Source organism: Acinetobacter sp. ANC 3882, from assembly GCF_022549545.1.
GTDB lineage: Bacteria > Pseudomonadota > Gammaproteobacteria > Pseudomonadales > Moraxellaceae > Acinetobacter.
The window spans coordinates 475,740-487,786 of record NZ_JAKZGB010000002.1; the positions used below are offsets into that span (position 1 = coordinate 475,740).

General features: G+C 40.8%; 10 protein-coding genes. 6 read left to right on the plus strand and 4 right to left on the minus strand.

Translation table 11 applies throughout. The annotated features are described in order from the left end of the window. Positions 1-138: 138 nt before the first annotated feature. The gene (locus MMO42_RS07395; RefSeq protein ID WP_241319892.1) at positions 139-2,316 is read right to left on the minus strand and encodes a TonB-dependent receptor; all 2,178 of its coding nucleotides are present in this window, start codon (positions 2,314-2,316) and stop codon (positions 139-141) included. A 248-nt stretch (positions 2,317-2,564) separates the two neighbouring features. Between MMO42_RS07395 and tig the strand changes: the two genes are divergently transcribed. The 4 genes from tig (at position 2,565) to MMO42_RS07415 (ending at position 7,077) form a co-directional block, all read left to right on the plus strand. Further along, positions 2,565-3,896 (plus strand): trigger factor, encoded by a 1,332-nt coding sequence (gene tig, locus MMO42_RS07400; protein WP_241319893.1) that lies wholly within the window; start codon positions 2,565-2,567, stop codon positions 3,894-3,896. A 353-nt stretch (positions 3,897-4,249) separates the two neighbouring features. Then, positions 4,250-4,855 (plus strand): ATP-dependent Clp endopeptidase proteolytic subunit ClpP, encoded by a 606-nt coding sequence (gene clpP, locus MMO42_RS07405; protein ID WP_004775790.1) that lies wholly within the window; start codon positions 4,250-4,252, stop codon positions 4,853-4,855. Between the two features lie 41 nt (positions 4,856-4,896). Continuing rightward, positions 4,897-6,207 (plus strand): ATP-dependent Clp protease ATP-binding subunit ClpX, encoded by a 1,311-nt coding sequence (gene clpX / locus MMO42_RS07410; protein ID WP_241319894.1) that lies wholly within the window; start codon positions 4,897-4,899, stop codon positions 6,205-6,207. 153 nt (positions 6,208-6,360) lie between these two features. Beyond that, positions 6,361-7,077, plus strand: coding sequence for a DUF2846 domain-containing protein (locus MMO42_RS07415; protein WP_241319895.1), 717 nt, complete (start codon positions 6,361-6,363; stop codon positions 7,075-7,077). A gap of 14 nt (positions 7,078-7,091) precedes the next feature. On the opposite strand, the gene MMO42_RS07420 is transcribed toward MMO42_RS07415, so the two are convergent. The 3 genes from MMO42_RS07420 to MMO42_RS07430 all read right to left on the minus strand — a co-directional run bounded on the left by MMO42_RS07420 (position 7,092) and on the right by MMO42_RS07430 (position 10,277). Beyond that, a complete protein-coding gene (locus MMO42_RS07420) occupies positions 7,092-7,634 on the minus strand; it encodes a DUF2059 domain-containing protein (protein ID WP_241319896.1) in 543 nt (180 codons plus the stop codon). 107 nt (positions 7,635-7,741) lie between these two features. Then, positions 7,742-9,268 (minus strand): fumarate hydratase, encoded by a 1,527-nt coding sequence (locus tag MMO42_RS07425; RefSeq protein WP_241319897.1) that lies wholly within the window; start codon positions 9,266-9,268, stop codon positions 7,742-7,744. Positions 9,269-9,416: 148 nt separating this feature from the next. Then, positions 9,417-10,277, minus strand: coding sequence for an AraC family transcriptional regulator (locus MMO42_RS07430; protein ID WP_241319898.1), 861 nt, complete (start codon positions 10,275-10,277; stop codon positions 9,417-9,419). Between the two features lie 183 nt (positions 10,278-10,460). On the opposite strand from MMO42_RS07430, the gene MMO42_RS07435 reads away from it, so the two are divergent. Then, positions 10,461-11,375: an EamA family transporter gene (locus tag MMO42_RS07435; RefSeq protein WP_241319923.1), complete on the plus strand. Its 915-nt coding sequence runs from the start codon at positions 10,461-10,463 to the stop codon at positions 11,373-11,375. 56 nt (positions 11,376-11,431) lie between these two features. Then, positions 11,432-12,040 (plus strand): class I SAM-dependent methyltransferase, encoded by a 609-nt coding sequence (locus MMO42_RS07440; protein WP_241319899.1) that lies wholly within the window; start codon positions 11,432-11,434, stop codon positions 12,038-12,040. Positions 12,041-12,047 lie beyond the last annotated feature (7 nt).

A 12,047-nucleotide genomic window follows, 5' to 3' on the forward strand; every position in this document is an offset into this window, starting at 1 on the left:
TTTTATTTTAATTTTTTATGGGTTCTGCTGAGAAGTTGCTTCTAAAAATTTCTTCGTAAATTTTAAGGATTATTCGCAGAAATGAATAAAAAACCCTGCATGAGCAGGGTTTTTGAAAGTCATTGAGTATTAATCTACTTAGAAATCATAAGAAACCGATAACCAGAAATTACGACCAGCAAGATAAGTGCCTGACATTCCTGAGCCGATCATCATATAGTCATAATAAGAGGCAGGATTACCATTTGCATCAATATATGAACCATTGTTGGTAAAATCTTTGTCAAGTAGGTTGTTGACTGAACCATTAAAACGTAATTGATCATTCACACTATAGCTAGCGCCTAGGTTGAATAAATTATAACCCTTCAACTTATTATTGGTTGCATTGTAAATAAGAGCAGCATCACCAGCAGTTTGTGCTGTACTGTAGCGTTTACGCTCTGACTTATATTCATGTTGTAACCATAAATCAAATGCATCATTAATATGCCAAGTTGAGGTCATGTTTAGAGCATTTCTAGGTACATTATTTAGATAAGAACCTTTATTTTTACCTTTGGTAATTTCGGTTTCCATATAGGTATATGCCGCTTTAATATCCCATTCTGGAATAATGCTATATTTCAAGCTGAGTTCAACACCTTTGGTTTCCGCTTCATCGGCATTAATGCTTTGGGAAAAACTATCCTGAGTGATATGTGATCCGTAATTTACACAACCTGGTCGATTTGGATTTGCTGTATAGAAGCAGTTTAGTAATTCTGGACCCTCGGTAATTAGGTTTTTAATCTTGGTAAAGAAAGTGGTAGTGGTAAGGTCTAAATTACCGTTGTTATAATTGAAACCTAGCTCATAGTTGATTGATTCTTCTGGTTTTAAATTAGGAGAGCCAATTCCAAAAGAAGCGCCTTGAGCACTTACGCTAATAACACCATCATGAAGTGCTTTTGCCGAAGGAGCCTTATAACCTGTGCTGACACCACCTTTAAATGTAAGTTCGTCATTTGCATTCCAAACGAGGTATGCGCGTGGGCTAAATTGACCACCGAAACCTGAGTGATCCTCATAACGACCACCCAGCGTAAAACCAAGGTTGTCTAGGATGCGCCATTCATCTTCTGCATAAACAGAGAACGAATCTTTTTTGAATGTTGCGCCAAGACCAGCAATATCATCTGCAATTTTAGCTTCTTTATATTCGGCACCAATCGTTAACTTATGATCAGCGATAGGTAAAACTACATGCGAGTCAGCAACTAAATCAGTATTTTTGAGCGTACGATCTTGACCACCAGCGGCATTACCAGGGAACGTATTTCTAGGAATTGTACGGCCAATTGTTTCTGTTTTAGTTTGGCTGACATAAGAGTTCCATTGACCAAAACGATAGTCACCATTATGGCCTACAGCAATTTGATCACGTTTGAACTCTAATTCGTCTTTATAACCATTGGCACGAGCAGGTGTATCAAGTGTACCTAAACGGTTATCATCATTTTTATAGGTTTGGCTCGAGTGGAAACCATCAACCCAAAAATTATTTTGCTCATTTAATTTAAATGATAATTTCCCACCGATATCATAAATGTCTGCTTCGCTTGGGCGTGGGTCACGACCAGAAGTACCTGGAATGCGTTCAGACTTCTGACGATCTAAATAAGAGCCACGTAATTGTACGCCTAATTTATCCTGAATGATCGGACCATTTACGACGACGCTGGTTTTCCATGAATCGGCTTCACTACCATGTTCCATTACATTGCCACTAACAGTGACATTACCATTCCATTCATTGCTAATTTTCTTGGTAATAATGTTAATCACACCGCCCATTGCTTCTGAGCCATAGCGTGTTGCCATTGGTCCACGAATCACTTCAATCCGTTCAATTGAAGCCAGTGGAGGTAAGAAACCATTTGCTGACTCACCAAAGCCATTGGGTGTGACATCTGAAGACGTGGTTTGACGACGTCCATCAATCAGAATCAGGCTGTATTCATTGCCTAAGCCACGCATTTTAATATTTAAACCAGATGTTTTCCCAATACCATCTCGGATATCGATACCAGGTACATCTGCAAGTAAATCGGCAATGCTGGTTGCATATTTCTTTTCAATATCTTCTTTGGTGACAACGCTAATAGAAGCGGGTGCATTTTTAATATCTTGTTCAAATCCAGCTGCCGATACCACAATTGTGGCCAGTTGGTGCGTATTTGAATGTTCAGATGTCGTGCTTGTATCTGCGAAAGCTGACGTGGTCATTACCCCAAGTAATGCGAATGAAAGGGGATTCAAATTAAATTTACTCATAACTAGAGTTCCAAAGCTGGACGAGAAAAATAGAACAAATGTTCAAAAAGAATGCAAAGTATAGTGATAATACTTATCACTAACAACAAAAAGTAACGTTTCTTTTAAGCTTCATTTAAGAAAACTATGTTTTTGGGTAAAATGAGAAATAAATTTGCTTTTTTAGCATCCGATTTTGTATATCCAGAAAGTTGTCATATAATGTGGCACTTTAAAAATTGTTATTACTAACTAATATCGAGGAAGCCATGCAAGTAACGACTGAAGCGGTTTCGGGCGTTGCCCGTCGTTTAAATGTTTCTGTACCGACGAGCCGTGTTAACGAGCAGTTTGAAGCTCGCTTACAACGCACTGCCAAAACTGTGAAGATCAACGGCTTCCGTCCAGGTAAAGTGCCTTTGAATGTTGTTCGCCGTGAATATGGTGCGGGCATTTATCAAGAAGTTGTGAATGACATCATTCGCGACACAGTATTTGAAGCAATTCAACAAGAAAAAATCAATGCGGTCGGTATGCCGAATATTGAGAAAGTTGAAAACAAAGATGATGCTTTAGTTTTTGAAGCGACTGTTGAAGTTTATCCAGAAGTAGAAGTGAAGGCTTTTTCTGACTTGGAAGTTGAACGTAAAGCATCAGAAATCAACGATAAAGACGTTGATGTAATGATCGAAAACTTGCAAAAGCAACGTCAAACTTGGGCTGTGACCAAAGGTATGGCGAAGAAAGACATGCAAGTGACTTTCGACTTCGAAGGTACTGTTGACGGTGAGAAGTTTGAAGGCGGCGCTGCTGAAGACTTTAAACTTGTTCTTGGTTCTGGTCGTATGATCCCAGGCTTTGAAGACGGTATCGTTGGTATGAAAGCTGGTGAAGAGAAAGTTATTGACGTGACTTTCCCAGAAGATTACCAAGCGGAAAACTTGGCTGGTAAAGCAGCTCAGTTCAAAATCACTGTGAAGCAAGTTGAAAAAGCAAAACTTCCAGAAATCGATGCTGAATTCTTAAAAATCTTTGGTTTAACTGAAGAAGAAGGCTTAGACAAGTTAAAAGCTGACGTTCGTAAAAATATGGAACGTGAAGTTCGCAACGGTCTTCGTAACCAAGTTAAACAAGCTGCATTTGATGCACTTGTTGCTGCAAACGAAATCGAAGTTCCTGCTTCAATGGTTGCTCAAGAAGTTGATCGTCAACGTCAACAAATGATCCAACAGTTTACTCAGCAGTTTGGTGCTCAAGGTGCAGGCGCATTTGACAGCAGCATGCTTCCAGATGAATTGTTCAAAGAGCAAGCTGAAAAATCAGTGAAGCTTGGCGTATTGGTAAGCAAAGTATTAGCTGACGCTAAACTTGAAGTTGACCAAGAACGTGTTAATGCTTACATCGATGACATGGCTTCTTCTTATGAAGATCCAACAGAAGTTGTTGAATACTTCAAAAATGACCAACAACAACGTGCTCAAATCGAAGCTGTTGTGTTAGAAGACCAAGTGGTTGATCACATCTTAGCTGCTGCTAAAGTAAAAGATGTTGCGATCAGCTATGAAGACTTATTAAAAGAACAACAAGCTCGCCGTGGCTAATCTTTTAAAAAGTTGATGAGATAAAAAGGCGCTTAATGCGCCTTTTTCTTTAGGCATTTTGAGTGCTGTATTTCATGATGATTTAAAACCGTAAGACTTGGGCTTGCAGGGCTTTAAGCATAACTGTGAAAGCGCATAAGCTGTGCTACGTATCATCAGAAAATCTCTATGGTTGAAAGTATCGACGTAAAGTCTGCAAACCCTCTGTTAGCAAAGTGTTAATTTGTCGAAAAAATGCCAGATTTTAGTCTAAAAAATCGAATATTTCAGATTGAACCTTTTGCAATTTCATTGATTATCCCTCATATTGTTGGCATAGATCGAGTCACAATAATTTAGGAATAAGTAAACGTATGTATGTTCCAACAATTGAAAATGCTTTAGTTCCTGTTGTCGTTGAACAATCATCTCGCGGTGAGCGTTCATTCGATATTTTTTCACGTCTATTACGTGAGCGTGTTATTTTCTTGACGGGTGAAGTAGAAGATAACATGGCGAACTTAATCGTTGCGCAGATGTTATTTCTTGAAGCAGAAAATCCAGAAAAAGATATTCACCTTTATATTAATTCACCAGGCGGCTCGGTGACTGCAGGTATGGCGATTTACGATACCATGCAGTTTATCAAACCAGATGTTGTGACATACTGTATGGGACAAGCGGCATCAATGGGTGCATTCTTGTTGAATGCAGGTGCAAAAGGCAAACGTTACTGTCTTGAAAATGCACGTGTCATGATTCACCAACCATTGGGTGGTTTCCGTGGACAAGCGTCTGACATCGAAATTCACGCACGTGAAATTTTGTTTATTAAAGAGCGTTTAAACCGCTTAATGGCTGAACATAGTGGTCAAGATTATGAGACCGTTGCACGTGATACAGATCGTGACAATTTCATGACTGCACAAGCAGCCAAAGAATATGGTTTAGTCGATGAAGTGCTGAGCAAACGTCCCTGATTTTTAGGACCTAAGTTTAAGATTTAAGTTGTGGAGTAAATATGTCCGAACATCCTCAAGGACAAAAACATTGTTCATTTTGTGGTAAGACGCAATCTGAAGTTGGAAAATTGATTGCTGGTGAGGACGCATATATTTGTAATGAGTGTGTAGATGTCTGCTTGGATCTCGTTCAAACCAGCCAACAAGTTGAAGCAGGTGATTGGGCAACCAAAGCCCTGCCAAAACCACACGAAATACGTGCTGCCTTGGACCAATATGTGATTGGGCAAGATGTTGCGAAGAAAACCTTATCTGTTGCGGTCTATAACCACTATAAGCGTTTAAAAGTAGGCCAGTCGACTCACGGGCATCAAGACATTGAAATCGCAAAAAGTAATATTTTGCTGATCGGACCGACAGGTTCGGGTAAAACATTACTTGCTCAAACCTTGGCTCGTTTACTTGATGTTCCTTTTGCAATGGCCGATGCAACTACCTTAACCGAAGCAGGTTATGTGGGTGAAGATGTTGAAAACATCGTGCAAAAGTTATTGCAAAAAGCCGATTACGATGTAGAAAAAGCGCAGAAGGGCATTATATATATTGATGAGATTGATAAGATTACCCGTAAATCTGAAAATCCTTCAATTACCCGTGATGTGTCTGGTGAAGGCGTACAACAAGCATTGTTAAAAATGATTGAAGGTACGGTTGCCTCTATTCCACCACAAGGTGGTCGTAAGCACCCACAGCAAGAATTCATCCAGATTGATACTGCCAATATCCTGTTTATTTGTGGCGGTGCATTCTCTGGCTTGGAAAAAATCGTACAGCAGCGCCAAGAGAAAGGCGGTATCGGTTTTACTGCGGATGTGAAGAACAAAGATGACAGTAAAAAAGTCTCTGAATTGTTCCGTCAAGTTGAAGCGACTGACTTGGTTAAATTTGGTTTGATTCCTGAATTTATTGGTCGTTTGCCGGTTATTGCAACTTTGGAAGAGCTGGATGAAGAAGCGTTAATGCAGATTCTGACAGAACCGAAAAATGCATTAACACGCCAATACCAACACCTCTTCACCATGGAAAATGTAGACTTAGTCTTTGATGAGTCTGCGTTACGTGCTGTGGCGAAGAAAGCGCTTGAGCGTAATACGGGTGCGCGTGGTTTACGTTCTATTTTGGAAAATGTGTTGCTTGAAACAATGTATGACTTACCAAGTCGTACAGATGTGGGTACCGTTATTTTGAATGAAGCTGTCATTAATGGTACGGCTAAACCAACGTTTAAAGCAGAGCGCTTACCACAAGTGGGTACGTCAGAAGTCACTGAAAAGAAGGATTTGAAGGTGATTGATTCTAAATCAGCCTAATTCTCATTCATCTAAAAAAGCATGAAAGGCTTGGCTTTTCATGCTTTTTTTATTTGCAATTAAGCGTTGAGGTGTTAATCTTAAAAAATTGAAAAAATGTGCATAGTTTTGCGCTGTTAAAAATAAATCCAAGAAAACGCCTTGAGGGATGTCATGCGTTATTTAGTATTGTCATTATGTTGTGCAGGGGTATTGGCGGGCTGTCAAAGTCATAAGACAGTTGAAGAAAAACCAATCGCGCTGACTGCAACCTTACCAGCTGTGGATACAGAAAAAGAACCGGGTCTATTTGATCAATATCATGTCGGCGGTTTCTCTGTTGGCGGTTGGGTTAATCAAAAATTAGGCCAATATTACGCACCAATCAAACCGCAAAATGAACAGGCTGCGGTGGTCTATTTATATCGTCCAGATACGCGTTGGAACCGTCAGGAAATTGCAGCAGCAAATTTATTTATCAATGGGCATCGAGTTCCAAGCTTATTGCACAACCACTATTATTGGGTTGAGCTGCCAGCAGGGACTTATCGCCTGAGTGTGAGCCGTCCTTTGGCAGGATTACATTTCCAAAAGCCAAAATATTTAGACTTCACGGTCGATGCTGCACAAACTTATTTTATTAAATACGATGAAGAAAATAAGATATCGCGCAGTGAGCACACAGGCCCATTCATGATTACACCAGACAAAGTGGCACATCAGGAAATTGCCTTCACACGATTAAAATCGTCCAGCTATAACTTTGTCGCTCAAGATGCATCAGGCAAGGTTCGCTCAAAACCTCAAGAGTTAAAACCAGCCAAATATGATGAGAAGTCTGAAGTTCATTTGGTGAAGCCATTTAAGCTTTGGAATCCATTGACTTGGTAGTCTTGGTTGAGCAGTTACTCGTCTTGAATTAAAGGTTTGATGATGGTGAGGAACTGCTCTTTCAATTGTGAACTTTGCGCTGGATCATTTAAGGTTTTTTGACTTAAATTATTCATATATTGAAAAACATTGGTGCTGATTTGCAGTGTTTTTTGGTTAATCGATTTGCCTTCAGGCGTTTTGAGAAATTTTAAATAGGCTTGTATTTCTTCTTCGCTCAGACTGTCGGCATAAATTTTCTCTATTGCTCGAACGGTTTCTGGGCGAGCAAAGACTTTTGAGCTGGTTTCTTTTAATAATTGGCTTAATTCCAACACAGCGAGATGTTCTTGTGTGGTTGTGAGTTTTTCTTTTCCTAAAACGCGCAATAGAATGTTTTCTGCTTCGAGATCAAGTGCGGGTTGCATCTCATCCAATGAGGTATTTAAAACATGTTCGAGGTCACTGAGTCTGATCAGTTCTTTGACCGATTTACTTTGAGCTGGGGATGCAAAGGTATTTTGCATACCGACGAGAAGGCAAAGTCCAATCATCATGTTGAACATGTATTTATTCATCTATAGACCGCCTTATTGTTCTCGTCTTTTTTATAATTTAGCAGAAGCAGTAGGCAAAAAAATAGCCGAATACGATGATTCGGCTATTTGAATTGTATGAATATTATTTATGATGCAGCTGCGTCAACCACTGGAATCTTACCAATTTTCGCTTGCCAGATTTTTGGTGCAGTGGCATGAATCGATGTTCCATTCACATCAACCGCAACAGAGACAGGCATATCTTCAACCACGAATTTGTAGATTGCTTCCATACCTAAGTCAGCAAAAGCAACCACTTCCGCTTCACGTACTGCTTTAGAAACGAGATAAGCTGCACCGCCAACGGCCATGAGATATGTCGCTTTGTTGTCTTTGATCGCTTCAATCGCAGTTGGACCACGATCCGCTTTACCGATCATACCGAACAAGCCAGTTGCTTCTAAAACTTGACGGGTAAATTTGTCCATACGGGTTGCTGTTGTTGGACCAGCAGGACCAACCACTTCATCACCGACTGGATCGACTGGACCCACGTAGTAAATAAATTTACCTTTTAAGTCGACTGGAAGCTCTTCACCGTTATTTAACATGTCAACCATGCGCTTGTGTGCAGCATCACGACCGGTATAAATGGTACCGTTCAACAATAATGTATCACCTGGTTGCCAAGCGTTCATTTCTTCTTGAGTAATGGTATCGAGGTTTACACGTTTCGATTTTGAAGAATCCCAAGTTACAGAAGGGTAGTCTTCAAGTTTTGGTGCTTGAATATGTGCAATACCTGAACCGTCTAACTGGAAGTGTGCATGACGCGTTGCAGCACAGTTCGGAATCATACCGACTGGCTTACCTGCCGCGTGGCATGGGTAATCCTTGATTTTAATATCCAGAACAGTGGTTAAACCACCAAGACCTTGCGCACCAATACCCAATGCATTTACTTTTTCGAAGATCTCGATACGGAGTTCTTCCATTTTGCTTTGTGGGCCACGACGAAGTAATTCGTCCATGTTGATTTCTTCCATAAGTGCTTCTTTGGCAAGCATCATGGCTTTTTCAGCAGTACCACCGATACCAATACCGAGCATGCCTGGTGGACACCAACCTGCACCCATAGTTGGAACAGTTTTAAGTACCCAATCCACGATTGAATCAGATGGGTTTAACATTGCAAGTTTAGATTTATTTTCTGAACCGCCACCCTTCGCTGCAACGGTAATATCAACTTTATTACCAGGAACGAGTTTGTAGTGAATCACGGCAGGCGTATTGTCTTTGGTATTCTTACGACCAAAAGCTGGATCTGCTAAAACAGAAGCACGCAGTACGTTTGAGTTCTCTAAGTAACCTTGGCGTACACCTTCATTAATTGCATCATCCAAGCTCAGGGTTAGATCAAATTTAACATCTAAGCCGACTTCAAGGAAAACGTTAACGATCCCTGTATCCTGACAGATTGGTCGGTGACCTTCAGCACACATACGTGAGTTGATAAGGATTTGGGCAATAGCATCTTTTGCAGCTTGGTTTTCTTCACGGTCATACGCACGGCTCATCGCTTGGATGAAGTCTTGTGGGTGATAGTAAGAAATAAACTGCAGGGCATCCTTGATTGATGTAATCAAGTCATCTTGTTTGATGATCGTTGTCATATCAAATTTCTCTTGAGCGGGCGATTAGCTGGCGGGCTAAATTATATGACAAAAAGGAATGAATGTGGGAGTTTTAGCGTACATTTGGCTAAAGGTCTAAAGCGAGTCTTCGATCTAAATTACAGCAACAAGAGATCGTTTTTGGATTTTAGTTTTTTCTCAGCTGAGATGGAGGATAGCCAAACTGTTTCTTAAAGCGATGGCTAAAATGGCTGCTTGAACTAAAGCCATATTGCACTGCAATCTCGGTCAGATTCACGGTGCTTTGTTCAAGGGCTTGATGTGCCAGTTCTAGGCGGCGTTGCATCACATATTGATGCGGTGGCATCTGCATCGATTGCTTAAACATATGAGCAAAGTGATACTCACTCAATTGTGCCTGCTGAGCCAAGTCAGATAAGGTCAAGCTGAGATGGAGATGTTGATCAATCCATTCTAATAACTGCTTCAGCACATAAGGGGACAGTCCACCTTTGACCTCAGGTGCTTGCCATTGTGCATGACTATAATTTTTGATCAGGTGATTGAGGAGTAACGTGGTCGCAGTACTCATCTGCAAATGATTCTCTCGGTTTTGCCATGCACCATTGAGTAAGAAGTGCCGATAGATCATGGAAATTTGTGCATCTGCTACAAAAATCTGCGGATTTAAAATAATTTGGCTAGGTTCTCGATCCCAGACTTGTTCAGCCACCCGTTGTAAGTGCTGTTCGGTATAGTAAAGATGCACAAATCTGAGCGGATCACGTAGATCCCAAGTCGACTCAAAATCCTGTGGCATCAGGCACATCCGATCTGGGCCGCCACCATTGTGCCAGCCCTGCGGCGTCTTTTGGTAGCTTTCATAACCGCCTTGAATATACATACTCAATGTATGGTGATTGCTACAGACACTGACACGATCTTGGTTATTTTGCCACATGGCCAACTGCATACCCGAACCCAGTTCAACCGAGTCGAGCAATTGCGCTTTATATTGCTGTAATTGATCTAGAATCTGATATTTCATCTTCTATACGCAGTGCCAAATATGATCCAGTTTAGTGTAGAACGTTCGGCCAGTTTTGTCATCTGGTCAAAAAGTTCCTAGAAAAACGCAAATCTATGACAATCACCGCAAGATTGTGCAAGAACTCAAGTGATCAAATCTCGCAAAATAGCGTTGGTAGTGATTAAGTTTGGTTTAGAAGAAATGAATGCGCTGTTATATGCTTTGGTTGTGGTGATCTGGGGAACAACATGGATTGCAATTACGCTGCAACAGCAAAGTGGAATTTCGGCCAGTGTTGCGGTGTTCTGGCGTTTTTTTATTTCTGCAATGGTGTTATTTGCTTTCGTCGTTTTGAGCCGTAAGTTACAGAAACTGGCTGGTAAAGACCATCTGTTTTGTATGTTGCAGGCCTGTTGTATTTTTGGTTTTAACTTCGTCTGTTTCTACTATGCTGTGCAATATATTAGCAGTGGTTTGGAGGCCGTGATCTTTTCCATGGCTGTGATTTTTAACACCATTAACGCTAAATTATTCTTTGCTCAGCAAGTATCGACACGTTTTTATCCAGCAGCTTTACTCGGTGTACTTGGCATTATTGCCTTATTTTGGCATGACGTGGTGGGCACCACTTTAAATAGCAATACATTGATTGGGATTGGACTGTGCATTTTAGGAACCTATGGTTTTTCTTTGGGGAATATGATCAGTACTCTCCATCAAAAACATGGGTTGGATATTTTCACCACCAATGCGTATGCAATGTTGTATGGCTCGTTGTTGATGGCTGTAATTTCATGGTTAAGACAGGATGAGTTTTTTCCAAGTATGCAATTCAGTGCAGTGAGTGCTTTATTGTATTTAGCCATCTTTGGTTCGGTGATTGGTTTTACTGCCTATTTCTATTTGGTGGGACGGATTGGTGCAGGTAAGGCCGCTTATAGTACCTTGTTGTTTCCATTGGTTGCTTTAGTGATTTCGACGATATGGGAAGGTTATCACTGGCAAATCAATGCGGTGATTGGAGTGATATTAATTTTATGTGGTAATGCGATTTTCTTTGTAAAAGGCCCGAAAGCGAAGAAAATCCAGACCTTGAATAAGCCTGAGTCTTGCTAAGTTTTTTGATAGATTGATTGTTCTGGAATTGATGATTCACGATAGAGGCAATAAAAATGGTAAAGGAACATCTAGCGCAGAATATTATTGAACTCTATCAAAAATATACTCAGGAATGGATTGAACTACGAGGCAAGGGACTATCTGAAAAAGTTTGGCTCGATCGTTTTCTAAGCTTGTTACCAAGCTCGGCCAATATTTTGGATTTGGGCTGTGGTTCAGGGCAGCCGATTGCTGCCTATTTTATTGCGCAAGGCTACAAGATAACAGGTGTAGATGCTTCCGAGCATATGATCGAGACCGCACGGCAGTCTTTCCCTGAACAGATCTGGGTACAGCAAGATTTTCGGGAGTATCTCACCGCACAAAAATTTCAGGGGATTGTTGCTTGGGATAGTTTCTTCCATTTAACCCAAGATGATCAGCGAAAGATGTTTAAACGTTTTGCCGAATATGCACAATCAGGAACTGCTTTAATGTTTAGTAGTGGCCCTGAGCAGGGTGAGGCCATTGGCTCGCTATTTGGAGAGCCACTTTACCATGCTAGTCTTTCAGCGGAGGAATATCAGACGTTGCTCCAAGACAATGGGTTTAAGCTGATTAAAATGATTGCTGAAGATGTTGAATGTACGGGACATACCATCTGGTTAGCTCAATACCTCTAATCAAAAA

Coding starts and splice junctions, on each gene's coding strand:
- MMO42_RS07415 (WP_241319895.1), top strand. CDS start 6,361: ATGCGTTATTTAGTATTGTCATTATGTTGTGCAGGGGTATTGGCGGGC.
- clpP (WP_004775790.1), top strand. CDS start 4,250: ATGTATGTTCCAACAATTGAAAATGCTTTAGTTCCTGTTGTCGTTGAA.
- tig (WP_241319893.1), top strand. CDS start 2,565: ATGCAAGTAACGACTGAAGCGGTTTCGGGCGTTGCCCGTCGTTTAAAT.
- MMO42_RS07440 (WP_241319899.1), top strand. CDS start 11,432: ATGGTAAAGGAACATCTAGCGCAGAATATTATTGAACTCTATCAAAAA.
- MMO42_RS07425 (WP_241319897.1), bottom strand. CDS start 9,268: ATGACAACGATCATCAAACAAGATGACTTGATTACATCAATCAAGGAT.
- MMO42_RS07420 (WP_241319896.1), bottom strand. CDS start 7,634: ATGAATAAATACATGTTCAACATGATGATTGGACTTTGCCTTCTCGTC.
- clpX (WP_241319894.1), top strand. CDS start 4,897: ATGTCCGAACATCCTCAAGGACAAAAACATTGTTCATTTTGTGGTAAG.
- MMO42_RS07430 (WP_241319898.1), bottom strand. CDS start 10,277: ATGAAATATCAGATTCTAGATCAATTACAGCAATATAAAGCGCAATTG.
- MMO42_RS07395 (WP_241319892.1), bottom strand. CDS start 2,316: ATGAGTAAATTTAATTTGAATCCCCTTTCATTCGCATTACTTGGGGTA.
- MMO42_RS07435 (WP_241319923.1), top strand. CDS start 10,461: ATGAATGCGCTGTTATATGCTTTGGTTGTGGTGATCTGGGGAACAACA.